The following is a 23,637-nucleotide window of genomic DNA, read 5'->3' as shown; positions in this document are numbered from 1 at the left end:
AAACCAAATGCCGGCGACCATGGCCCAAACTCTATGCAGAGGAGGACAGCATGAGCCGCGCTTTCGTCAACGAAGACAATGCCGCCGCGCAAGCCGATCAGCCCGTCGAACGGCAGGTCAGCGCGCAGCCCAATTACGTCACACCGCAGGGGCTGGCACAGCTGCAGGCCAAAGTCGCCGAGCTGCAAGCCCTGCACGCCGAACAATCGGCCAAGGGCGAACAAGCCGACAAGCAGCGCCTGGCCGATCTCGAAAGGGATTTGCGCTACTTCAACCAACGCCTCGCCAGTGCACAAGTCGCGGCCCCCGCGACCTCTACCGAAAAAGTGCAGATTGGCAGTTGGGTGACCTTTGCCGACGAGCACGACACCGAAAGTCGGGTGCAACTGGTCGGCGAAGATCAGGCCGACGCCAGTCAGGGCCTGATCAACTGGGGCTCGCCGCTGGGCCGGGCGCTGCTCGGCGCCCGGCTCAATGACGAGGTGCTGTGGCAGCGCCCCGCTGGCGATCAGGTGATTGAAGTGATTCGCATCGAACCGGCTTAAACCACGCCTTGGGCCAACATCGCATCGGCGACTTTGACGAAGCCGGCGATGTTCGCGCCTTTGACGTAGTTGATCCGCCCGTTCTCTTCGCCGTAATGCACGCAAGCGTGGTGGATCGACTGCATGATCGCGTGCAACTTGCTGTCCACCTCGCCAGCGGTCCACAGCAGGCGCATGGCGTTCTGCGACATCTCCAGCCCGCTGACCGCGACCCCGCCGGCGTTCGACGCCTTGCCCGGAGCGAACAAAATGCCGGCCTCGATAAAGATATCCACAGCCTCCAGCGTGGTCGGCATGTTCGCGCCCTCGGCGACGCACACGCAGCCGTTGCGCAGCAGTGTGCGCGCGGCGTTGGCGTCGAGTTCGTTCTGCGTGGCGCACGGCAGCGCGATGTCGCACGGCAGCGACCACGGCAACTGCCCGGCGCGGAACTCCAGACCGAACGCCGTGGCCAATTCGCTGATGCGTCCGCGTTTGACGTTTTTCAGTTCCAGCAACGCCTGCCACTGTTCTTCGCTCAGGCCCGATTCGCAGTACAGCGTGCCTTCGGAGTCGGACAGCGAAATCACCTTGCCGCCCAGGTCCATGACCTTGCGCGCCGCGTACTGCGCGACATTGCCGGAACCGGAGATCGCCACGCGTTTGCCTTCGACGGTCTGTCCGCGGCGCTTGAGCATTTCTTCGGCGAAGTACACGCAACCGAAACCGGTGGCTTCCGGGCGAATCAGGCTGCCGCCGTAGGTCATGCCTTTGCCGGTCAACACGCTGGTGAACTGGTTGCTCAGGCGTTTGTACTGGCCGAACAGGAAGCCGATCTCCCGCGCCCCGACACCGATGTCGCCAGCCGGCACATCGACGTCCGCGCCGATGTGGCGGTACAGCTCGCTCATGAACGCCTGACAAAAACGCATCACTTCGGCGTCGCTCTTGCCTTTCGGATCGAAGTCCGAACCGCCCTTGCCGCCGCCCATGGGCAATGAGGTCAGAGAGTTCTTGAACGTTTGCTCGAAGGCGAGAAACTTCAACACACCCAGGTTCACCGAAGGATGGAAGCGCAACCCGCCCTTGTACGGGCCGATGGCGCTGTTCATCTGGATGCGGAAACCGCGATTGACCTGAACCTTGCCCTGATCGTCGACCCACGACACGCGAAACACAATCGCCCGCTCCGGCTCGCAGATACGCTCCAGAATCCCTGAGGTCAGGTAATGCGGATTGGCTTCGAGAAACGGCCAAAGACTGCGCAGGACTTCTTCGACGGCCTGGTGGAATTCGGGTTGATCCGGGTCGCGTTTTTTCAGGCGGGCGAGGAAGGATTCGACGGATTCGATCATGGGAAAAGTCTCGGCAAATTTATTGTCGTTGAAAGCGATTGAGCCGGACTGTAACAAACGAATTGCGCACAGGAACAGCGCAAAATGTCGCAGTTATGAAATTAAATGGTGCACAGGATATAAATCAGGCGGTTTTTTGATCTGATTTTGCACCTGAATAGGGAGATCAGATTGAAGTGATGCACCAACAGTTACACCGCTATCGCTGGCAAGCCAGCTCCCACAGTTTTCGTGGTGCTCACACATTCCAGGTACAACAAAAATCCTGTGGGAGCTGGCTTGCCAGCGATGAATTCAACTCGGTATTGCCGAAAAAACCAGGCAAAAAAAAACGGAGCCCGAAGGCTCCGCTCTTTCTGCCACCAACCCGAATCAGGCCAGTTTCTTGTGGCGTACCCGGTGTGGCTGGGCCGCCGCTTCGCCAAGACGCTTTTTGCGGTCGGCTTCGTACTCGGTGTAGTTACCTTCGAAGAACACCGCTTGCGAGTCGTCTTCGTACGCCAGGATGTGGGTCGCGACGCGGTCCAGGAACCAGCGATCGTGAGAGATCACAATGGCGGCGCCCGGGAAGTCCAGCAAGGCTTCTTCCAGGGAACGCAGGGTTTCAACGTCGAGGTCGTTGGACGGTTCGTCGAGCAGCAGGACGTTGCCGCCCTCCTTCAAGGTCAGCGCCAGGTGCAGACGACCGCGCTCACCACCGGACAGGTCCTTGACGAACTTCTGCTGGTCGCCGCCCTTGAAGTTGAAGCGACCGACGTAGGTGCGCGACGGGATCTCGTAGTTGCCGATGCGGATCTGGTCGGAACCGTCGGAGATCTGCTGGAACACGGTCTTGCTGCCGTCGAGGTCTTCACGGCTCTGGTCAACACAGGCCAGTTGCACGGTTTCACCGACTTCGATGGTGCCGGAATCCGGCGTTTCCTTGCCCATCAACATGCGGAACAGGGTCGATTTACCGGCACCGTTACCACCGATCACGCCGACAATGGCGCCCTTCGGCATGGAGAACGACAGGTTGTCGATCAGGACGCGATCGCCGTAGCCCTTGGTGACGTTCTTGAATTCGATGACCTTGTCGCCCAGACGCGGACCGGCCGGGATGTAGATCTCGTTGGTTTCCGAACGCTTCTGGAATTCCTGCGACTGCATTTCTTCAAAGCGTGCCAGACGAGCCTTGGATTTCGACTGGCGGGCCTTGGCGCCTTTGCGCACCCACTCCAGTTCTTCCTTCATGGCTTTTTCGTGAGCCGACTGTTGCTTGGATTCCTGGGCCAGACGATCGGACTTGGCTTCCAGCCAACCCGAATAGTTGCCCTCGTAAGGAATGCCCGCGCCGCGGTCGAGCTCGAGAATCCAGCCAGCAACGTTATCCAGGAAGTAACGGTCGTGCGTGATCGCGACCACGGTGCCCGGGAAGTCGTGCAGGAAGTGCTCCAGCCACGCCACGGAGTCAGCGTCCAGGTGGTTGGTCGGTTCGTCGAGCAGCAGCATGTCCGGAGCGGACAGCAGCAGGCGGCACAGGGCCACGCGACGCTTTTCACCACCGGACAGGTGTTCGACCTTTGCGTCCCAGGCCGGCAGACGCAGCGCATCGGCCGCGACTTCCAGTTGACGCTCCAGGTTATGACCATCGCTGGCCTGCAGGATCGCCTCGAGCTTGGCCTGTTCGGCAGCCAGCTTGTCGAAGTCGGCATCCGGGTCAGCGTAGGCGGCGTAGACCTCGTCCAGACGCGCTTGCGCGTCCTTGATCACGCTGACGGCTTCCTCGACCACTTCACGCACGGTCTTGGTCGGATCAAGTTGTGGTTCTTGCGGCAGATAACCGATGTTCAGGTCCGGCATCGGACGGGCTTCGCCCTCGAACTCGGTGTCGACGCCGGCCATGATTTTCAGCAGCGTGGACTTACCCGAACCGTTGAGGCCGAGTACGCCGATCTTGGCGCCGGGGAAGAACGACAGCGAAATGTTTTTCAGGATTTCCCGCTTCGGCGGAACAACTTTGCCCAGCCGATGCATGGTGAAGACGTATTGAGCCATGGAGAACCTTGGGTCAGTGACAGATGAATGATTGGAGCGCAGGCGATGCCCGGCCAGACCGATGCGCGTCGTTCACTTGATGGTCATCAATGCGTGCGCGCTGAAAAAGTCTGAGTCTAGGAGCTGGAACGCTCCCGCGTAACCGGCAAAGCTACCTGAATGACGGAAGGCAGTCCAGCCGAGTGGGGCTGGCACTTCGCCACAACTCAAGGCATGCTAGCCGCCCTTCGGGCGTCCGGCTTATAGTGCACGTCGCGCCAGTCCAGCCAAACCGCAGGATTTCAGCTTGTCCAACGTTACCCCGCCAGCATCTGTGAGCGCGTCCAATCCGGGGACCGGCTCGCCCCTGCGAGGAACATTGAAGGGTGCCTTGGCGACGCTGGTACTTTTGCTGCTGGCATTGCTGTTCTGGCAGTTGCTCGACCAATTGCGCGAGACTCAGAAAAACCAGCGCCAGTACACCATCGACTACACCGCCGACCTCGCCTCGCAGGTCAGTCTGAACATGTCGCTGAATGCGCAAATCGCCCTCAACCTGCTACCGATCGTCGAACAGCCACAGTCGTCCGACGAACAGCAGGCGCTGCTGCGCAAGCTCCAGCAATCGCTGCCGGACGTACGCAGCCTGGCCCTGCTCAGCCCGTCCGGAAAAATCCTCAACGACAGCGCCAGCGACAGCCACGACGCCGATTACCTCGCTGAACTGGTGCGCCGCAGCCGCGCCCAGGCGCATTACTTCAGCAACGCCGACGACGGCTCGGTGGTGCATCTGTTATTGCATCAAGCCAGCGGCAGCACGCGCGGTTACTGGGTATTGCGCCTGACTCCAACCTTCTTCGACTCGCTGACCCAGCAGGGCGAAACCGGCATCCGCCCGTTGTGGCTGGTGGAAAACCGCCTCAACCACCAGATCATCAGCCGCGACGAAGCGCTGTCTTCAGCCAGGCCCGGCGTGCTGAGCCCCGACGACCTGGCCAACACTGTTTTAACCGTGCCGCTGAGCAGCAGCGACTGGCAGTTGCGCGGGCTGTTCGATCGTCAGCGGGTGCTCGAAGAACTGCTGCCAGCGTTTATCGGCAAATGCCTGCTGGGTCTGGCGTTCTCGATGTTGCCGGTGATCGCGCTGCTCAACATGCGTCGCCGCCAGCGCCAGTTGCATGAAGGCCGCCGACGTTATCAGGACATCTTCGAAGGCACCGGTGTTGCGCTGTGCGTGCTCGATCTGTCCGGCCTCAAGCAGGTGTTCGACAAAGCGCAGATCCAGACCAGCGACCAGCTCAAGGCCTGGCTCGACCAACCGGTCCAGCGCCAGCAACTGCTGCAAGAACTGCGCGTTACCGAGGTCAATCAGGTCGCGCTGCAGCTGCTCAATGTCAATTCCTGCGAGCACGCCTGGCAACTGCTGATCGACGGCCATCCGCACAGCCAGTGCGCCATCGGTAACCAGGTGCTCGACGCGGTTCTGCAGCAACAGAATCAACTGGAACTGGAAATCAGACTGCCGGATATCAACGGTCGCGATCAGCACCTGTGGATGGTTCTGCGCCTGCCTGAAGAGCTGCACGACTATAAAGCGGTGATTCTGAGCATCAACGACATCACCAGCCGCAAGCTGATCGAACTGTCGCTGCTGGAGCGCGAAGGCTTCTGGTCGGACGTGGTGCGCACGGTGCCGGATCATCTGTACGTGCAGGACGTGATCAGCCAGCGGATGATTTTCAGCAACCACCACCTCGGCCAGACCCTCGGTTACAACCGCTCCGAGCTGCACCAGATGGGCGAGTACTTCTGGGAAATCCTCCTGCATCCGGAAGACGCCGACTATTACCACCGCTCGCGGCAGATGCAGCGGCACGCCGGTTACAGCCAGCTGTTGCAGTGCCAATTGCGCTTCCGCCATCGCGACGGCAAATGGCGGCGCTTCGATATTCGTGAGCAGGCGCTGGCCCGTGACAAACATGATCAGGTCACGCGGATCATCGGCGTGGCCAAGGACATCACCGAGCAGATAGAGGCCAGCGAATCGCTGCGCGACAGCGAGCAGCGCTACCGCATGCTCGCCGAAAGCATCAGCGACGTGATTTTCTCCACCGACAGCAAGCTGTCGTTGAACTACGTCAGCCCGTCGGTGCAGGCGGTGCTGGGTTACGACGCCGAGTGGATTTTCCAGAACGGCTGGCAATCGACCATCGCCAACCCGCAACAGCTGAGCGGCATCTATTCCCTGATGGACCGGGTCAGCAAAGCGCTCGACAAGCCTGAGCAACTCGCACAGCTGCGAAGCCAGGTGCAGACGCAGATGTTCCTGTTCGACTGCCTGCGCGCCGACGGTCGCAAGATTCCGATCGAGCTGCGCCTGGTGTTGGTGTGGGACGAACACGGCGCCTTCGAAGGTGTGCTCGGCGTCGGCCGCGACATCAGCCAGCAGCGCCGCGCCGAGAAAGACTTGCGCATGGCCGCCACGGTATTCGAGCACTCGACTTCGGCGATCCTGATCACCGACCCCGCCGGTTACATCGTGCAGGCCAACGAAGCCTTCAGCCGGGTCAGCGGTTATGCCGTCTCGGAAGTGCTCGATCAGTTGCCGAACATGCTCACCGTCGACGAACAACAGGACGCACACCTGCGTTACGTGCTCAAGCAACTGCATCAGCACAGCACCTGGGAAGGCGAAGTCTGGCTCAAGCGCCGTAACGGCGAGCATTACCCGGCATGGGTCGGCATCACGGCGGTCCTCGACGATGAAGGCGACCTCGCCAGTTACGTGTGTTTCTTCAGCGACATCAGCGAGCGCAAGGCCAGCGAACAACGCATTCATCGACTCGCCTACTACGACGCCCTGACCCACCTGCCGAACCGCACGCTGTTCCAGGATCGCCTGCACACCGCGCTGCAATCGGCCGAACGGCAGAAGTCGTGGGTGGTGCTGATGTTCCTCGACCTCGACCGCTTCAAGCCGATCAACGACTCCCTCGGCCACGCCGCCGGCGACCGCATGTTGAAAGACATGGCCACGCGCCTGCTGGCCTGCGTCGATGAAGACGACACCGTGGCGCGCATGGGCGGCGACGAGTTCACCCTGCTCCTGCAACACCGCTCCAGCCGCGAAATGGCGCTGAACCGGGCGATTCATGTGGCCGAGCAGATCCTTGCCAGCCTGGTGAAACCGTTCGTGCTGGAAGGCCGCGAGTTCTTCGTCACCGCCAGTATCGGCATTGCTTTGAGTCCGCAGGACGGCAACGAACTCAGTCAGTTGATGAAGAACGCCGATACCGCGATGTACCACGCCAAGGAGCGCGGCAAGAACAACTTCCAGTTCTATCAGGCCGACATGAACGCCAGTGCGCTGGAGCGTCTTGAGCTGGAAAGCGACCTGCGCCATGCGCTGGAGCAGAACGAATTCGTCCTGTATTACCAGCCGCAATTCAGTGGCGACGGCAAACGCCTGACCGGCGCCGAAGCGCTGCTGCGCTGGCGTCATCCGCGTCGCGGGCTGGTGCCGCCGGGAGATTTTATTCCGGTGCTGGAAGAACTCGGTCTGGTAGTGGACGTTGGCGACTGGGTCATCAGCGAAGCCTGCCGTCAGCTCAAGACCTGGCACCAGAACCGCGTGCGCGTGCCGAAGGTGTCGGTGAACATCTCGGCGCGGCAGTTCTCCGATGGCCAGCTCGGCACGCGGATCGCCACCATCCTGCGCGAAACCGGGCTGCCACCGGCGTGCCTGGAGTTGGAGCTGACCGAAAGTATCCTGATGCGCGAAGTCAGCGAGGCGATGCAGATTCTCGCCGGGCTGAAAAACCTTGGTCTGAGTATCGCGGTCGACGACTTCGGCACCGGTTATTCGTCGCTGAACTACCTCAAGCAATTCCCGATCGACGTGCTGAAGATCGACCGTACCTTCGTCGACGGCCTGCCGTCCGGCGAGCAGGACGCGCAGATCGCCCGCGCGATCATCGCCATGGCCCACAGCCTCAATCTGGCAGTGATCGCCGAAGGCGTGGAAACCCATGAGCAACTGGACTTCCTGCGCGAGCATGGCTGCGATGAAGTGCAAGGCTATCTGTTCGGCCGACCGATGCCGGCAAGCCGGTTTGAAGCGCAGTTCAGCAATGATGCGCTGTTCATGTTCGACTGAGGTTCTGTGTAAAGGCTGCTGACCCCATCGCTGGCAAGCCAGCTCCCACAAGGGTTGATGTCGATCACAAGTCGTGTAGTTCACCCAGGTTAATGTGGGAGCTGGCTTGCCAGCGAAGAGGCCGGCAAAAGCACCGCACATCTGTCATGAACGCCACTTGTCTGCGACATGATGTCGTTTCATATGCCATCCAAAACCCATTGGGTTAGAATGCCCCCCTTTTCTGCCCCCGATCCTTGAGGACCGCCATGTTCAGCCGTGATTTGACTATTGCCAAGTACGACGCCGATCTCTTTGCCGCCATGGAGCAAGAAGCTCAGCGCCAGGAAGAGCACATTGAGCTGATCGCTTCGGAAAACTACACCAGCCCTGCGGTGATGGAAGCTCAAGGCTCGGTACTGACCAACAAATACGCCGAAGGCTATCCGGGCAAGCGCTACTACGGTGGTTGCGAGTACGTTGACGTCGTTGAACAACTGGCCATCGACCGCGCCAAAGAGTTGTTCGGCGCCGATTACGCCAACGTTCAGCCGCACGCCGGTTCGCAAGCCAACGCCGCTGTTTACCTGGCCCTGCTGCAAGGTGGCGACACCATTCTGGGCATGAGCCTGGCCCACGGTGGTCACCTGACCCACGGCGCCAGCGTTTCCTCCTCCGGCAAGCTGTACAACGCCGTGCAGTACGGCATCGACGCCAATGGCCTGATCGACTACGACGAAGTCGAGCGTCTGGCCGTTGAGCACAAGCCGAAAATGATCGTGGCCGGTTTCTCTGCCTACTCGCAGATTCTGGACTTCCCGCGCTTCCGTGCCATCGCGGACAAAGTCGGTGCCTACCTGTTTGTCGACATGGCTCACGTGGCCGGTCTGGTCGCCGCTGGCGTCTACCCGAACCCGGTACCTTTCGCTGACGTCGTGACCACCACCACGCACAAGACCCTGCGCGGTCCACGTGGCGGTCTGATCCTGGCGCGCGCCAACGCCGACATCGAGAAGAAGCTGAACTCTGCAGTATTCCCGGGCGCCCAGGGTGGCCCGCTGGAGCACGTGATCGCTGCTAAAGCGATCTGCTTCAAGGAAGCGCTGCAGCCTGAGTTCAAGGCTTACCAGGAACAAGTGGTGAAGAACGCCCAGGCCATGGCCGAAGTGTTCATCGCGCGCGGTTTCGACGTGGTTTCCGGCGGTACCAAGAACCACCTGTTCCTGCTGTCGCTGATCAAGCAGGACATCTCGGGTAAAGACGCCGACGCCGCGCTGGGCAAAGCGTTCATCACCGTGAACAAGAACTCCGTGCCTAACGATCCACGCTCGCCGTTCGTCACTTCCGGCCTGCGCTTCGGTACTCCGGCTGTGACCACTCGTGGCTTCAAAGAGGCAGAGTGCAAAGAGCTGGCCGGCTGGATCTGCGACATCCTGGCTGACCTGAACAACGAAGCGGTGATCGACGCCGTTCGTGAGAAAGTCAAAGCCATCTGCAAGAAACTGCCGGTATACGGCGCTTGATGCGACGTTAAATCAGCAGCATGAAAAACCGGCCAAGTGATTGGCCGGTTTTTTTTCGTCTGCGTGAAAGTCGCTGCCGCCTCACTTAAAACTTGAAACAACAACTTCAAAGAAAAACAGGACACCAACAAAACTTAGCTGTTAGTGTTAAAAACAGAATACGCAACAGCAACTAAAAATCCACACAAAACAAAGAAACACCCATCAAAAACTCAAGGAAGAGTTCATGACAACAAACAGGCAAAAGTCATTTATCGCAACACTAACACTGGATCAGCACCATCTGAACGTCCTGGGCGCGCTTTATGAAAACCCAGTCTTGCGTTATGACAATTCATTTTCCGGCGGTTTTTATACAGGCGCCCCCAAAACGATCGATGATGCCCATCTATTGGGTTGCCGCCCCCAAAGGGAAGTAAAGAATGTTCAACCCATGAACATTTATTTTCGCTGCACTGATGACTATTACCACCTTTACATACGCGACCACGCCACGCACACCGGCTATTGCTTGAGCAAGGGTCGCGCCGGGGTATTAGGGGCTTTTCTGCCGGCGGGCAGCGATACCACCTCTTTCAACTTGCTGAGCCACGATAACCGGATCATCACCTTGCAGGATATGGGCGGTGATCGTCAGCGAGTGCGGCTCAAGGCACGCAACGCAGGCCAGATAACAGCGCTGCGTCGACGAGGCGCGCCCTACACCTACCTGGCCGAGACGGATAACACAGGCCTGCCGTTCACACTGAACATCATCGAGCGCAATGCATCGTTTCTCAGTGATCCCGACGAAATCTGACATCAACGTTCAAATATTCAATATTTACGCCATTGAACAGTCCGCTATTTATTTATCAGCACTCAAATAATCGAGTAATACCATGAGCACCAATCAGGAAAAATCCTTTATTGCAACATTGAGCACTCGCTATGGCTACCCGCACTTCCCCAAGTTGACGTATGGCAGAAAGGTCACGACTCCGCGTCCTGATTATGAAGCTTTTACGTTCTCCCACCACCTGGATGTTTCAAACTATCTCTTTCTCAAGCCGGATGTTGCACCGGACGCACTGACTCTTTACTTCCGCTGCCTTGACGACTACTACACTATCTATATCTTCACGCCAGGCGAGTACTACTACAGAACCATCAGCCGTGAAGAAAAAGACTTCTTGAACGCTTATGCAACCGAAGATGGAGACCAGACCACGTTCAACTTGCTCAATGCCAAGGGCAATATCATCACGCTGGATCAGATCGAAACGGATACGCCCACCGTCAGAATCCAGACCCGAAGCGGCGCGCTGTTGTGCGCCGGGCAAAGTCGCAACAAGCATGACCCCAGAGTCGGCACGTTCGTACGCACCAACTCGAACCGCAGCGCCGGTGTTCTCGACTTCAAGCTCAATATCCTGAAGCGCAACGTGCCTTACTGAGCAGATTGAAATCCGCCAGCGTCAGCACAAACCAGCCCGGCCGAACATCGCCGGGCTTTCTCGTTGCGAACGGGCTCCACGGCAACACCGTGCAAAGCACCACTGGTCAGACCGGTCATGCCAATTTCCGACCTCCCTCTTGTATTTCAAGAAATCCCGCGCGTAGACTGCGCCTGCACTGGACATACCGGTAAGACCACAATAATTAAGTCCTGAATCTGATGTGCTCCGCACACGGCAGCCAGGACACCGACCAGGATTCCTCCCATGCTCAGATGGTGCTCGCGTTCAATCTTCCTCCAAGTGGTTCTCGGACTGGTGCTCGGCATCATCTGCGGACTGACCCTTCCCGAATATTCCGCTCAGCTCAAACCCTTGGGCGACGGCTTCATCAAACTGATCAAGATGCTGATCGGCCTGATCGTGTTCTGCGTGGTGGTCAGTGGCATCAGCGGCGCAGGGGATCTGAAGAAGGTCGGGCGTATCGGCCTCAAATCGGTGATCTACTTTGAAGTGCTGACCACCATTGCGTTGGTGATCGGTCTGGTGTTCGCGTTCAGCACCGGGATCGGCAGCGGCGCGAATATCCATCTGGAGCAGTTGTCCGCCGCTGACATGGGCGACATCGCCGAACGCGGCCAGCACATGCACACCACCACGCAGTTCCTGATGGACCTGATCCCGACCTCGGTGCTCGGCGCCTTTGCCGACAACAACATCCTGCAGGTGCTGCTGTTTTCGGTGCTGTTCGGCAGCGCACTGAATCTGGTGGGTGAAGCGGCCTCCGGGATCTCGCGACTGATCAACGAACTGAGCCATGTGATCTTCCGGATCATGGGCATGATCGTGCGTCTGGCGCCCATCGGCGTGTTCGGCGCCATCGCCTTCACCACCAGCAAGTACGGCCTCGATTCGCTGCAGCACCTGGGCAGTCTGGTCGGTTTGTTCTACCTGACCTGCGTCGCGTTCGTCAGCGTGATCCTCGGTGTGGTGATGCGTGCCTCGGGCCTGCGCCTGTGGCCATTGCTCAAATATCTGCGTGAAGAGCTGCTGATCGTCATGGGCACCGCCTCCTCCGATGCCGTGCTGCCGCAGATCATGCGCAAACTCGAACATCTGGGCATCGGCAGCTCGACGGTCGGGCTGGTGATTCCCACCGGCTACTCGTTCAACCTCGACGGATTTTCGATCTACCTGACGCTGGCCATTGTGTTCATCGCCAACGCCACCGGCACGCCATTGGCGATGACCGACCTGCTGACGATTCTGCTGGTGTCGCTGATCACCTCCAAGGGCGCCCACGGCATTCCCGGTTCGGCGCTGGTGATTCTGGCGGCGACACTGACAGCGATCCCGGCGATTCCGGTGGTCGGGCTGGTGCTGGTGCTGGCGGTGGACTGGTTCATGGGCATCGGCCGGGCGCTGACCAACCTGATCGGCAACTGTGTCGCCACCGTGGCCATCGCCCGCTGGGAAAAGGACATCGACGTACAACGCGCCAACAAAGTACTCAGCGGTCAGCAGGGCTACACCTTTCAACCGCGTAAAACCGGAACTCCGGCGCACCAGCAAGAGTTCTGATTTTCAACCCTGCAGGAGCTGCCGCAGGCTGCGATCTTTTGATCTTGTTTGCGGCATCCCCTATAGGCTTACGGAGCTAGACAAGTGATCACCACATCAACCGTCGTCAACTCAGTCGTAGAAAAACTGCGCGCCGCCCTCGCCCGTGGTCAGTGGCGCTCCGGCGACATGCTGCCGGGCCAGCGCGAACTGGCCGAACAACTGGGCATCAGCCGTCCGAGCCTGCGCGAAGCGGTGATCGTTCTGGAGACCCTGGGCCTGGTCCGCTCGATGCCGGGCAAAGGCGTGGTAGTGCTCGACGCCCAGCTCAGTGACAGCCAGAGCCACGACAGCGCGGTCGCCGGCGCCAGCCTCGAAGACGTGCTGCAACTGCGCTACACCCTTGAGCCGTTCATTGTCGGCCTGGTCGCGCAGTCGATCAGCAGCAAGGAAGTCGGCCAGTTGCGCCTGACCCTGATGGACATGCGCGAAGCCCTTGAAGCGGGCGACAGCGAAGCCGGCGTCAGCGCCTACATCGCCTTCCACGAAGAGCTGTTCACCCTGACCTCGAACCCGATTTTCCAGAGCGTGGTGCAGCAGACCAGCAATGCCCTCAAGCAAAGCGCCGAAGTGCTGCGCAATTCGCCTGAGCATCTGGCCGAGCGCCTGGAAGAAAACGAAGCGGTGGTGCGCGCGATCCGCAGCAAGAACAGCGCTCAGGCCAGCGCCGAAATGCGTCGGCACATCCTGCGCGAAGGCCAGCGCATGGGCATCGAACTGAATATCCCGGAAGACAACCTCAGCCACTGAAGAACTCACACTGGAGACCGGCCATGAACAGTCTTGCCACGTCGCCGCACACTCGTCAGATGTCGGCACCTCTGCCCTTCTCCCGCCTGCAGGCGCCGGCAGATGCTCTGTACCCGCGGCTGTTCGAGGCGATTCTGGACCGGCGAATCGACCCGGCCAGCCGCTTCACCGAAGACAGTCTCAAGCAGATGTTTGGCGTCAGCCGCGCCGATGTACGCCGGGTACTGACGCAGTTGTCCCATGAGCAGGTGATTGTGCTGCGCGCCAATCATCGGCCGCGGGTCGCCGCACCGGATGCAGAGCAGACCCGACAAACCCTGCACGCTCGGCGCCTGACCGAAGCGACGCTGGTGCGTCTGGCTTGTCAGAATGCGTCGGCGGAGGGTTTGAAACGCTTGCGCACGCTGGTCGAACGCGAACGCCTGGCCGTGGTTCAGGAACGGCGTGCGGCGGCGATTCGTTTGTCCGGCGAGTTTCATCTGCAGTTGGCGCAGATGTCGGGGAATGCACCGCTGGCGCATTTTCTTGCCAGCTTGGTGCCGTTGACGTCGCTGGCGATTGCGCGGTGTGACGGATCAACGCTCGGTTGTTGCGCGTGGCAGGAGCACCTGGCGATTATCGAGGCGGTTGAATGTGGAGATGGGGTCAAGGCCAGTCTACTGATGAATCGGCATCTGGATGATCTGGAGCAGACGCTGCTGGAGCCAACCGTCAAGCATTGCGTTGTCGGTTGAATCGCCATCGCGGGCAAGCCCGCTCCCACAGGGTTATCGTCGTTCACAGATTGTGTGTACACCTATAAACCTGTGGGAGCGGGCTTGCCCGCGATGGCGTCAGCCCTGACACCGAAGAACCATCAGGCAGAAGCCACCTTGGCAAACCCCGCCCGAATCTTCTCTTCCGGCAAATCATCGGCAATAAACACGATCACGCTTTCCCGCGCCTCACCCTCGGCCCACTCGGTGTCCCAGTCGAAACCGTAGAGTTTCAGCACGCCCTGGAACACCAGGCGCCGATCCTCGCCAGCGATGTTCAGCACTCCCTTGTAACGCAGCAATTGCTTGCCGTGCTCTTCCAGCAACTCATTCATGAATTCGCTGAGCCGATCGATATCCAGCGGCTGGTCCGTGCGCAGCACCAGGCTGGAGATGCGATCGATGGAAGGCGCCTTGCTCACCGGACGCAGGCTGACCCCGCCGCCCAGATCGGCGTTGAGGTTGAAACCCCGCACATCAAGCAGTTCCGCCAGATCGATGTTGCCGTGCTCGACCACGCGGATTGGTGCACGGCGGTTGATTCGCGTCAGGCGTTCGCTCAGTGCATTGAACGTGGCCTCATCCACCAGATCAGTCTTGCTGACCAGCAAGCGGTCGGCGAAGCCGATCTGCGCCTGGGCGATGGTCTGGGTCAAATGCAGGTCGGCGTGGGCGGCGTCGACCAATGTGATGATGCCGTCGAGCAGATAGCGCTCACGCAGTTCTTCGTCGATGAAAAAGGTTTGCGCCACAGGCGCTGGATCGGCCAGCCCGGTGCATTCGATCACCAGCCGGTCGAAGGCGATTTCACCGCTGTCCAGGCGTTCGAGCAGCAGGTACAGGGCCTTGGTCAGATCAGTGTGAATGGTGCAGCAGACGCAGCCGTTGGCCAGGGTCATGACTTGCACCGGCTGGTCGCCGAGCAACTGGGTGTCGATGCCGGCGTCGCTGAATTCGTTCTCAATCACGGCGATTTTCAGACCGTGCTCGGCTTTCAGCAGATGGCGCAGCAAGGTGGTCTTGCCGGCACCGAGAAAACCACTGAGTACCGTCACGGGTATGGGAGAAGACAAAACACGATCTCCTGAAACAAACACAAAACAAATGTGGGAGCGAGCTTGCTCGCGAAGGGGTCATGTCAGTCGACATCATTGCTCGATGACACACCGCTTTCGCGAGCAGGCTCGCTCCCACAGAGGGATGACCTCAACCGCAGGCTGTCAGCTCAACAGCACTTCGGCCCACCCTTGCCACCGTAACGCGCTTCCTGACGCTCGCGAAAGAACATCTCGTAGCTCATCACCGGCTTGTCCGGGTGTTTGGTTTGCATATGCTCGACGTAGGTGTCGTAGTCGGGCATGCCGACCATCAGGCGCGCGGCCTGACCGAGGTATTTACCGAGGCGACTCAGGTCATTGAACATGGTGCAATCCTCTGGTTACGCGTCCGGCAGGGCCTGGAATGGCGATTCTTTATCCGTACGCTCTTTTTTGCCCCAGGCGGCAATGCCGACCTTGAGCGCGTAGAACAGGATGCTGAAGACCACGAACAGGAACAGCGCGGTGAGCGTTGCGTTGGTGTAGGCGTTGAAGATCACGTGCTGCATCTGCTCGATGCTCTTGGCCGGAGCAATGACTTGGCCGGCGGCCAGGGCATCGCTGTACTTCTTGGCCAGCGACAGGAAGCCGATCGCCGGGTTGGCGTCGAACAGCTTGATGAAGCCCGCAGTCGTGGTGCAGATCAGCAGCCAGGCGGCCGGCAGCAGGGTGACCCAGATGTAGCGCTGGCGCTTCATCTTGATCAGGACCACAGTGCCGAGCATCAGCGCGATACCCGCCAGCATCTGGTTGGAGATACCGAACAGCGGCCACAGGGTGTTGATGCCGCCCAGCGGATCGATCACGCCCTGATACAGCAACCAGCCCCACATCGCCACACAACCGGCGGTGGCGATCAGGTTGGCGGTCCACGATTCGGTGCGCTTGAGCGCCGGAACGAAGGAGCCGAGCAGGTCCTGCAGCATGAAGCGCCCGGCACGGGTGCCGGCGTCCACAGCAGTCAGGATGAACAGTGCTTCGAACAGGATCGCGAAGTGGTACCAGAACGCCATGGTGTTTTCACCCGGCAGGACACTGTGCAGGATCTGCGCGATACCGACCGCCAGGGTCGGCGCACCGCCGGCACGGGCGAGGATGGTGGTTTCACCGATGTCATGGGCAACCGCTTGCAGCGCCTCAGGCGTGATCGCGAAGCCCCAACTGCTGACCATCTGTGCCACCGATGCCACGTCACCACCGACCACCGCGGCCGGGCTGTTCATGGCGAAGTACACGCCCGGCTCGATCACCGAAGCGGCAACCATCGCCATGATCGCCACAAACGATTCCATCAGCATGCCGCCGTAACCGATGTAACGGGCGTTGGTTTCGTTATCCAGCAGCTTCGGCGTGGTACCCGACGAGATCAGTGCGTGGAAACCGGATACTGCACCGCAAGCGATGGTGATGAACAGGAACGGGAACAGACCGCCCTTCCACACCGGCCCGGTGCCGTCGACGAACTGGGTCAGCGCCGGCATTTTCAGCTCGGGCATGGTCACCAGAATACCGATCGCCAGAGCGATGATGGTGCCGATCTTGAGGAACGTCGACAGGTAGTCGCGTGGCGCGAGAATCAGCCACACCGGCAACACGGCGGCGACGAAGCCATAACCGATCAGCATCCAGGTGATTTGCACACCGGTGAAGCTGAAAGCCTTGGCCCACACCGGATCAGCGGCAATCTGCCCACCGAGCCAGATCGAACCGAGCAGCAGCAACACGCCGATGACCGAGATTTCGCCGATGCGGCCCGGGCGGATGTAGCGCATATAGATGCCCATGAACATCGCGATCGGGATGGTCGCCATCACGGTAAAGATGCCCCACGGGCTCTCGGCCAAGGCCTTGACCACGATCAGCGCCAGCACCGCAAGGATGATGATCATGATCAGGAAGCAGCCGAACAGGGCGATGGTGCCGGGGATGCGGCCCATTTCTTCACGGACCATGTCGCCCAGGGAACGGCCGTTGCGCCGGGTCGACATGAACAGGACCATGAAGTCCTGCACCGCGCCCGCCAGCACCACCCCGGCAATCAGCCACAATGTGCCGGGCAGGTAGCCCATCTGCGCCGCCAATACCGGGCCGACCAGAGGTCCTGCGCCGGCGATCGCGGCGAAGTGGTGACCGAAAAGAATGTGTTTGTTGGTCGGCACGTAGTCCAGACCGTCGTTGTTGAGCACGGCGGGGGTGGCCCGACGCGGATCCAGTTGCATCACCTTGTTGGCGATGAACAGGCTGTAGTAACGGTACGCAACCAGATAAATGGCCACCGCCGCGACCACGATCCACAAGGCGTTGATCGCCTCTCCTCGGCGCAATGCCACTACGCCCAGGGCGCACGCTCCTACGATTGCCAGCACTAGCCAGGGTAAGTGGCGTAGCAGGCTATTATTATTTTTCATTTTATTATTCCAGCCAGGGTGGACAAGAAAGACAGCCACCCCGAGTTTAGCGCTTACGGCGCCAAAGGCCATACCCCGACGTTGGTCTAGACGCCTTGTCGATTGGCAGCCACCCGCCGGTCGGGTCTATAGTCAGCGAACGCTTCCGAGGATTGCGCCATGAGCGAACAACCAGCCAATCGCCGTCGCTTCAAACGTATTGCGTTCGATGCCAGAACCGAGCTGAGTCAGGGCCAATTCATCTGGCCGGTGAAGTTGATCGATCTGTCCCTCAAGGGGCTGCTGATCGAACGGCCGGAGCCTTGGCTCGGGGATAAGGAGCAGGATTTCTTCGTCGACATTCATCTGAGCGATGACGTGGATATTCAAATGGATGTGCATCTGGCCCATGAGGATCACGGGCAACTGGGGTTTGTCTGCCGGCATATCAGCCTGGAATCGATCCAGCGCTTGCGGCGGTTGATCGAACTGAATCTGGCGGATGAGGCCGAACTGGAGCGCGAACTGGGCGCTCTGATCGAAATCTAGCCCCCAAAATCAACCTGTGGGAACACTCTTGTGGTGAGGGGATTTATCCCCGATGGGGCACGGAGCGGCCCCGATAAATCCGGGTCTGCTGCGCAGCCCATCGGGGATAAATCCCCTCACCACAGGTTTTCATTCAATCAAGGGAATGGCAGCTATTCGAACAGTGCGTCGAGCGCCTGCTCCAACCGGGTCACGGCAATGATCTGCAGTCCCGCCGGCGCCTCTTTCGGCGCATTGCCTTTGGGCACAATTGCGCGTTTGAAGCCATGCTTGGCCGCTTCCTTCAAGCGCTCCTGACCGCTCGGCACCGGGCGTACCTCGCCGGACAAACCGACCTCGCCAAACACCAGCAGATCATGCGGCAGCGGCCGGTTGCGCAGGCTCGACATCACCGCCGCCATCAACGCCAGGTCGGACGCGGTTTCCAGCACCTTCACCCCGCCGACCACGTTGAGGAACACGTCCTGATCGTGGGTCGGGATGCCGCCGTGCCGATGCAATACCGCCAGCAACATCGCCAGACGATTCTGGTCCAGACCCAGGGTGACCCGGCGCGGGTTGGCCAGATGACTGTCATCGACCAGCGCCTGCACTTCCACCAGCATCGGCCGCGTGCCTTCCCACGTGGCCATGACCACACTGCCCGGGACTTCCTCTTGGGCACGGGTGAGAAAAATCGCCGACGGGTTGGAGACTTCTTTCAGGCCCTTGTCGGTCATGCCGAAGACGCCGAGTTCGTTGACCGCGCCGAAACGGTTTTTCACCGCCCGCAGCAAGCGCAAACGCCCGTCCGATTCGCCTTCGAAATACAGCACGGTATCGACCATGTGCTCCAGGACTCGCGGGCCGGCGAGCGCGCCTTCCTTGGTGACGTGGCCGACGAGGAAAATCGCCGTGCCGCTCTGCTTGGCATACCGCACCAGCAACGCCGCACTCTCACGCACCTGCGAGACGCCACCCGGCGCTGATTGCAGCTGTTCGGTGAAAATGGTCTGGATCGAGTCGATCACCATCACCTTGGGTTTTTCCTGGCGGGCGGTGGCGATGATGGTTTCGATGCAGGTTTCGGTCATCACCCGCAGTTGATCCTGCGGCAGTCCGAGACGGCGGGCACGCATGGCCACTTGTTGCTGCGATTCTTCGCCGGTGACGTACAGCGCCGGCATGCTCTTGGCGAGGTTGCACAGTGTCTGCAACAGGATCGTCGACTTGCCGATGCCCGGGTCACCGCCGATCAATACCACCGAGCCGTCGACCAGACCGCCACCCAGGACCCGGTCCAGCTCACCGGACGCGGTAGAGAAACGCGGAATCTCTTCGATGCTGACTTCGGCCAGGGTCTTGATCTGCGCCTGCTGCCCGGCCCAGCCGGTACGCCCGGTGGGCGCCGTGGCGCCGCCGCTCTCGATCATGGTTTCGGTCAGGGTATTCCAGGCGCCGCACTCGCCGCACTGGCCCGCCCATTTGGGAAAGGTTGCGCCGCATTCGGTGCAGCCGTACATGCGCTTGGCCTTGGCCATCTGGATCCCCCGGCAAAAACCGCGATGATAACGCAGCCACCGCTCAGCGCGGCACGGCGGTGCGGATTTCGCCGTTGGCCAGACGCGCGGCGCTATTGCCCAGCGGATCCTCGGCATTGAGGTCGGCGCCCTTGGCCTTGAGCGCGTCGAGCAGCTCGATGCGCTTGAACAACCCGGCGTACATCGCCGCAGTCTGGCCGGCGCCGTTGCGCTGATCGGGGCTGCAATCGGTGGCCATCAACCGTCGGGCAATCTGCATCTCGCCCTTGAAGATCGCGCCCATCAGCGCCGTATTGCCGCGTTGATCCTGCGCACAGGCATCAGCCCCCGCCGCCAGCAGTCGCTCAACTGCCGTCCCCTGGCCGTGATACGCCGCCAGAATCAGTGCGGTGTAGCCCTTGCTGTCGCGGGTATCGAGGGAATAACCGGACTCGATGAAGGTCTCGAGCATCGGCACATCACCACGCCGGGCCGCATCGAAATAGTAATCCTGCAACTGGGCCTTGATCGCCTCGGGGTTCTGTTCGGCCAGCGCTGTACATGACAGGCAACCGAGCAGCAATAACAGACAAAATCGCATCAGCCTTCTCCTTGAGCAGAACGGGGCCTGCATCAGGCCCCGCGTTGCATGGCGTCGAGATCAGTCGACCAGTTTCGCTGCCAGCGCCTTGACCCGGCTCAGGTCACCCTTGGCCACTTTGGTCACGCCAGTGCCGTATTCCGGATCGGCCTTATAAAGGAAGGACAGGATGATGTGCTTGCTCTCGTCATCGGTGGTGGCCAACGAGCCGCCGAAGCTGGCAATCAGGTCCTGACGTTCCTGCTGGCTGAACGAGCGGTACAGATCACCGGCCTGCTTGAAGTTCTGCTCGCGCTGAATCTTCGCCTGCTGGGTGCTGCCGGACAGCGCCAGCTGGCTGTAACGCGCGCTTTGCGGCTCTTCACGCGGTTGCAGGCGGCTTGGCTGATAGTTCACGCCAGACTGCGTGGCTGCGAAGTTCATCGCACCGTCCTGATTGCCATTATTGACGGCAACTTTGGGCGCATTGATCGGCAACTGCAGAGCATTGGCTCCCAGACGATACATTTGCGTATCGGCATAAGAAAACACTCGGCCTTGCAACAGACGATCTTCCGAAGGTTCGATACCCGGCACAACATTGGCCGGGGCCATCGCAACTTGTTCGGTTTCCTGGAACACGTTGGCCGGATTACGGTTCAACACCATTTGTCCAACTTTTCGCTCAGGAACATTTGGCCAGATCTTGGTAGCGTCCAATGGATCGAAATCAAACTTGGACAAATCTTGCGGATTTAGCACTTGGATGTACAAGTCCCATTTCGGAAAATCGCCCTTGTTAATATGGGTGACCAGATCATTAGTCATATGACTGTAATCCTTGCCCTGAACTTTCTCGACTTGTTCAGGTGTCAGGTTTTTGATGCCCTGCAAACTTTTCCAGTGAAACTTCACATAGTGCACTTCACCTTTGGCGTTCACCAACTTGTAGGCATGCACGCCATTACCGTCCATCTCCCGATAACTGGCTGGAGTACCCGAATTGGAATACAACTCGGTCAGCGTGCGAGTGGCTTCCGGTACGTGGGAGAAGAAGTCGAAACGACGCGAGTCATCGTCCAGGTTGGTACGTGGATCGGGCTTGAAGGCGTGAACCATGTCCGGGAACTTGATCGCATCGCGGATGAAGAAGGTCGGGAAGTTGTTGCCCACCAGATCCCAGTTGCCATCGGCGGTGTAGAACTTGGTGGCAAAACCCCGTGGATCGCGCAGGGTTTCCGGGGAGTGGTTGCCGTGCACCACGGCGGAGAAACGCACGAACACCGGTGTGACCTGGCCAGCGGCGAATACTTTGGCCTTGCTCAAATCGCTGAGGTCGTTGGTCACGGTGAAGGTCCCGTGAGCCCCGGTGCCGCGGGCATGCACCACGCGCTCGGGAATGCGCTCACGGTCAAAACGCTGAAGCTTCTGGATCAGTTGCACATCCTGCAGCAACACCGGGCCGGTGGCACCGGCGGTCTGCGAATTCTGGTTGTCGCCGACCGCGGCACCGTTATCACGGGTCAGGGGTGCAGCGTGCACGGAGAAAGTCAGCAAGCTGGCGGCCAGCACGCCGAAAGTACGGCGATGGGGAAAAGCCCCCAGTCCAAGAGTGGAGTTCATATCAGGTTCCTCTGGTTTTTTTGGGCGCATCCAGGTGCGCAAACCAGAGGCTAGAGGGCTATGGCGGTGAACATAAATAGAAAGTTCGTAACTCGACGATTGAAAAAAATGGCTTTGTGATCAGCGATTTACGGCGTATTTCGCGCGCGATTAGTGGCACTTTGCAAACTAATCGTTGATTCATGTGTCGATAAAAACGGGCATTGTAAGAAGGTGTTTCGCGCAGGACGCGTTTTGCTGATTTACACTGCGTACACCAACCTCATCTGTAACAAGGAAATAACCTATGGGCGTGCTAAGTGAGTTCAAGGCCTTCGCGGTCAAAGGCAATGTGGTCGACATGGCCGTCGGTATCATCATCGGTGCAGCCTTCGGCAAAATCGTTTCATCGTTTGTCGGCGACGTGATCATGCCGCCAATCGGCCTGTTGATCGGTGGGGTGGACTTCAGTGATCTGGCCATCACGCTGAAAGCCGCCGAGGGCAACGCCCCAGCCGTGGTACTGGCTTACGGTAAATTCATTCAGAGCATTCTGGACTTCGTGATCGTCGCCTTTGCGATCTTCATGGGTGTGAAAGCCATCAACCGCCTGAAACGCGAAGAAGCCGTGGCCCCTTCCCTGCCGCCGGTTCCAACCAAAGAAGAAGAGTTGCTCGGCGAGATCCGCGATCTGCTCAAGGCGCAGAACAATCGGCCTTGACGGCTTCATGAATGAAAACGGCGCCTGATGGCGCCGTTTTTTTACCAGTAATTTTCCACCGCCACCTGACCGGGCCGCCGCGCCAGGCTCAGGCTCATGTGGCGTTTCTTCAACAACGCGCGGGTGTCATCGATCATCTGCGGATTGCCGCACAGCATGACGCGCGAGTGCTCGGGGGTCAGTTCCACGCCGGCCTCACGTTCCAGTTCGCCGCTTTCGATCAACGTGGTGATGCGACCGTGCAAGGCACCAGGCCAGCGTTCGCGGGTAACCGTGGGGATAAACCGTAATTTATGGGCATGCTCTGCCAGGTAATCACGTGTGGAAAGCTCAGCGATCAATGATTGATAGGCCAGCTCCCTTGCCTCGCGCACGCTGTACACCAGAATAATTCGCTCGAAACGCTCCCACACTTCGAAGTCCTGCAGGATCGACAGAAACGGCGCCACGCCGGTCCCTGTGGATAACAACCACAGATCCCGGCCGTCGACAAAACGATCCAGCGTCAGGTATCCAAAGGCCTGGCGCTCCACCAGCACGGTATCGCCGACCTGCAACCGGCTCAGTTCACTGGTGAATTCGCCACCCGGCACCACAATAGAGAAGAACTCGAGAAACTCGTCGAAGGGTGAAGAAACCATCGAGTAGGCACGCCACACCGTGCTGCCATCCGCCTTGGTCACGCCCAGGCGGGCGAATTGTCCTGCGCGGAACCTGAAACCCGTATCGCGCGTGGTGCGCAAAGTGAACAGGCTGGGGGTCAAGGGCTGCACGTCGAGCAAGGTCTGGGCAGTAAACTTTTCTGCACTGACAGTCATGGGCCACTCCACTGTAAAGAACCCAGACAGTTTCGCGCAAACTGACACTGTAAACACCACTGTTTTTGTAATGTCTTTTCATTTAGCGAAGCCAATGAGAAACAAACTCAGATACAACCAATGGAGAAACTTTCATATCTCAATCTGAAATTGAATGACACCTTGAATACAACGCTCTACTCCGGACTAATAACATTCTTGCAATCAAACTTCTCTGCAAAGAGCAAAAAAGTTCAACGCCAACTGTAGGACATATCCTACACTCGATTG

The 23,637-nt window shown here is 59.4% G+C and carries 19 protein-coding genes; 10 read left to right on the top strand and 9 right to left on the bottom strand.

All coding sequences use genetic code 11. From position 1 onward, the window contains the following. The first annotated feature begins 50 nt into the window (after positions 1 to 50). Complete coding sequence (locus tag AB1J88_RS24915; RefSeq protein ID WP_145598291.1) at positions 51 to 545, top strand: GreA/GreB family elongation factor; 495 nt, start codon at positions 51 to 53, stop codon at positions 543 to 545. Here the strand turns inward: AB1J88_RS24915 and gdhA are convergent. Both gdhA and ettA read right to left on the bottom strand, forming a co-directional pair. Continuing rightward, positions 542 to 1,879, bottom strand: coding sequence for an NADP-specific glutamate dehydrogenase (gene gdhA / locus AB1J88_RS24910; protein WP_430292169.1), 1,338 nt, complete (start codon positions 1,877 to 1,879; stop codon positions 542 to 544). The two genes, AB1J88_RS24915 and gdhA, sit on opposite strands and share 4 nt — an antisense overlap. A gap of 372 nt (positions 1,880 to 2,251) precedes the next feature. Further along, positions 2,252 to 3,916 (bottom strand): energy-dependent translational throttle protein EttA, encoded by a 1,665-nt coding sequence (gene ettA, locus AB1J88_RS24905; protein WP_086792873.1) that lies wholly within the window; start codon positions 3,914 to 3,916, stop codon positions 2,252 to 2,254. 286 nt (positions 3,917 to 4,202) lie between these two features. On the opposite strand from ettA, the gene AB1J88_RS24900 reads away from it, so the two are divergent. The 7 genes from AB1J88_RS24900 (at position 4,203) to AB1J88_RS24870 (ending at position 14,093) form a co-directional block, all read left to right on the top strand. Beyond that, on the top strand, positions 4,203 to 8,051 hold the full coding sequence (locus AB1J88_RS24900; RefSeq protein WP_222018286.1) for a sensor domain-containing protein: 3,849 nt from the start codon (positions 4,203 to 4,205) through the stop codon (positions 8,049 to 8,051). A 248-nt stretch (positions 8,052 to 8,299) separates the two neighbouring features. Continuing rightward, positions 8,300 to 9,553, top strand: coding sequence for a serine hydroxymethyltransferase (gene glyA, locus AB1J88_RS24895; RefSeq protein ID WP_041065242.1), 1,254 nt, complete (start codon positions 8,300 to 8,302; stop codon positions 9,551 to 9,553). Between the two features lie 226 nt (positions 9,554 to 9,779). Next, positions 9,780 to 10,352: a hypothetical protein gene (locus tag AB1J88_RS24890; RefSeq protein ID WP_041065239.1), complete on the top strand. Its 573-nt coding sequence runs from the start codon at positions 9,780 to 9,782 to the stop codon at positions 10,350 to 10,352. A gap of 82 nt (positions 10,353 to 10,434) precedes the next feature. After that, positions 10,435 to 10,989, top strand: coding sequence for a hypothetical protein (locus tag AB1J88_RS24885; RefSeq protein ID WP_108183857.1), 555 nt, complete (start codon positions 10,435 to 10,437; stop codon positions 10,987 to 10,989). 267 nt (positions 10,990 to 11,256) lie between these two features. Further along, positions 11,257 to 12,570, top strand: coding sequence for a C4-dicarboxylate transporter DctA (locus tag AB1J88_RS24880; RefSeq protein ID WP_095668274.1), 1,314 nt, complete (start codon positions 11,257 to 11,259; stop codon positions 12,568 to 12,570). 84 nt (positions 12,571 to 12,654) lie between these two features. Continuing rightward, entirely contained in the window at positions 12,655 to 13,359 is a 705-nt protein-coding gene (locus tag AB1J88_RS24875; RefSeq protein ID WP_025108765.1) for a FadR/GntR family transcriptional regulator, read from the top strand. Positions 13,360 to 13,382: 23 nt separating this feature from the next. Continuing rightward, positions 13,383 to 14,093, top strand: a complete 711-nt coding sequence (locus tag AB1J88_RS24870; protein ID WP_430292168.1) for a GntR family transcriptional regulator — start codon at positions 13,383 to 13,385, stop codon at positions 14,091 to 14,093. Positions 14,094 to 14,215: 122 nt separating this feature from the next. Here AB1J88_RS24870 and yjiA read toward each other — a convergent pair whose 3' ends face one another. From yjiA to AB1J88_RS24855, 3 genes are all read right to left on the bottom strand, one after another. Continuing rightward, a complete protein-coding gene (yjiA, locus tag AB1J88_RS24865) occupies positions 14,216 to 15,187 on the bottom strand; it encodes a GTPase (RefSeq protein WP_430292167.1) in 972 nt (323 codons plus the stop codon). A gap of 152 nt (positions 15,188 to 15,339) precedes the next feature. Further along, positions 15,340 to 15,537: a YbdD/YjiX family protein gene (locus AB1J88_RS24860; RefSeq protein ID WP_003228401.1), complete on the bottom strand. Its 198-nt coding sequence runs from the start codon at positions 15,535 to 15,537 to the stop codon at positions 15,340 to 15,342. Between the two features lie 15 nt (positions 15,538 to 15,552). Further along, complete coding sequence (locus tag AB1J88_RS24855; RefSeq protein ID WP_047296692.1) at positions 15,553 to 17,619, bottom strand: carbon starvation CstA family protein; 2,067 nt, start codon at positions 17,617 to 17,619, stop codon at positions 15,553 to 15,555. A gap of 159 nt (positions 17,620 to 17,778) precedes the next feature. Between AB1J88_RS24855 and AB1J88_RS24850 the strand changes: the two genes are divergently transcribed. Continuing rightward, a complete protein-coding gene (locus AB1J88_RS24850) occupies positions 17,779 to 18,147 on the top strand; it encodes a PilZ domain-containing protein (protein WP_041065221.1) in 369 nt (122 codons plus the stop codon). Positions 18,148 to 18,299: 152 nt separating this feature from the next. Here the strand turns inward: AB1J88_RS24850 and radA are convergent, their stop codons facing one another. The 3 genes from radA to katB are packed head-to-tail and all read right to left on the bottom strand — an operon-like array spanning position 18,300 to position 21,849. Beyond that, positions 18,300 to 19,667 carry a DNA repair protein RadA gene (radA, locus tag AB1J88_RS24845; RefSeq protein ID WP_003228407.1) on the bottom strand — a complete coding sequence of 456 codons (1,368 nt, stop codon included), beginning with the start codon at positions 19,665 to 19,667 and terminating at the stop codon, positions 18,300 to 18,302. 43 nt (positions 19,668 to 19,710) lie between these two features. Further along, the gene (locus AB1J88_RS24840) at positions 19,711 to 20,247 is read right to left on the bottom strand and encodes an ankyrin repeat domain-containing protein (protein WP_108183861.1); all 537 of its coding nucleotides are present in this window, start codon (positions 20,245 to 20,247) and stop codon (positions 19,711 to 19,713) included. 60 nt (positions 20,248 to 20,307) lie between these two features. After that, positions 20,308 to 21,849, bottom strand: a complete 1,542-nt coding sequence (katB, locus tag AB1J88_RS24835; protein ID WP_222018280.1) for a catalase KatB — start codon at positions 21,847 to 21,849, stop codon at positions 20,308 to 20,310. A 286-nt stretch (positions 21,850 to 22,135) separates the two neighbouring features. On the opposite strand from katB, the gene mscL reads away from it, so the two are divergent. Further along, a complete protein-coding gene (gene mscL / locus AB1J88_RS24830) occupies positions 22,136 to 22,549 on the top strand; it encodes a large-conductance mechanosensitive channel protein MscL (protein WP_007963760.1) in 414 nt (137 codons plus the stop codon). A gap of 41 nt (positions 22,550 to 22,590) precedes the next feature. Here the strand turns inward: mscL and AB1J88_RS24825 are convergent, their stop codons facing one another. Then, positions 22,591 to 23,367, bottom strand: coding sequence for a ferredoxin--NADP reductase (locus tag AB1J88_RS24825; RefSeq protein ID WP_041065214.1), 777 nt, complete (start codon positions 23,365 to 23,367; stop codon positions 22,591 to 22,593). Between the last annotated feature and the right edge of the window lie 270 nt (positions 23,368 to 23,637).

It is taken from the genome of Pseudomonas sp. S8 (genome assembly GCF_050473925.1).
Lineage (GTDB): Bacteria > Pseudomonadota > Gammaproteobacteria > Pseudomonadales > Pseudomonadaceae > Aquipseudomonas > Aquipseudomonas parakoreensis.
Note: the sequence above shows the minus strand (reverse complement) of the source record. Positions and strands in the feature narration are given on the sequence as shown.

Coding starts and splice junctions, on each gene's coding strand:
- AB1J88_RS24915 (WP_145598291.1), top strand. CDS start 51: ATGAGCCGCGCTTTCGTCAACGAAGACAATGCCGCCGCGCAAGCCGAT.
- gdhA (WP_430292169.1), bottom strand. CDS start 1,879: ATGATCGAATCCGTCGAATCCTTCCTCGCCCGCCTGAAAAAACGCGAC.
- ettA (WP_086792873.1), bottom strand. CDS start 3,916: ATGGCTCAATACGTCTTCACCATGCATCGGCTGGGCAAAGTTGTTCCG.
- glyA (WP_041065242.1), top strand. CDS start 8,300: ATGTTCAGCCGTGATTTGACTATTGCCAAGTACGACGCCGATCTCTTT.
- AB1J88_RS24890 (WP_041065239.1), top strand. CDS start 9,780: ATGACAACAAACAGGCAAAAGTCATTTATCGCAACACTAACACTGGAT.
- AB1J88_RS24885 (WP_108183857.1), top strand. CDS start 10,435: ATGAGCACCAATCAGGAAAAATCCTTTATTGCAACATTGAGCACTCGC.
- AB1J88_RS24880 (WP_095668274.1), top strand. CDS start 11,257: ATGCTCAGATGGTGCTCGCGTTCAATCTTCCTCCAAGTGGTTCTCGGA.
- AB1J88_RS24870 (WP_430292168.1), top strand. CDS start 13,383: ATGAACAGTCTTGCCACGTCGCCGCACACTCGTCAGATGTCGGCACCT.
- AB1J88_RS24860 (WP_003228401.1), bottom strand. CDS start 15,537: ATGTTCAATGACCTGAGTCGCCTCGGTAAATACCTCGGTCAGGCCGCG.
- AB1J88_RS24855 (WP_047296692.1), bottom strand. CDS start 17,619: ATGAAAAATAATAATAGCCTGCTACGCCACTTACCCTGGCTAGTGCTG.
- AB1J88_RS24850 (WP_041065221.1), top strand. CDS start 17,779: ATGAGCGAACAACCAGCCAATCGCCGTCGCTTCAAACGTATTGCGTTC.
- radA (WP_003228407.1), bottom strand. CDS start 19,667: ATGGCCAAGGCCAAGCGCATGTACGGCTGCACCGAATGCGGCGCAACC.
- AB1J88_RS24840 (WP_108183861.1), bottom strand. CDS start 20,247: ATGCGATTTTGTCTGTTATTGCTGCTCGGTTGCCTGTCATGTACAGCG.
- katB (WP_222018280.1), bottom strand. CDS start 21,849: ATGAACTCCACTCTTGGACTGGGGGCTTTTCCCCATCGCCGTACTTTC.
- mscL (WP_007963760.1), top strand. CDS start 22,136: ATGGGCGTGCTAAGTGAGTTCAAGGCCTTCGCGGTCAAAGGCAATGTG.
- AB1J88_RS24825 (WP_041065214.1), bottom strand. CDS start 23,367: ATGACTGTCAGTGCAGAAAAGTTTACTGCCCAGACCTTGCTCGACGTG.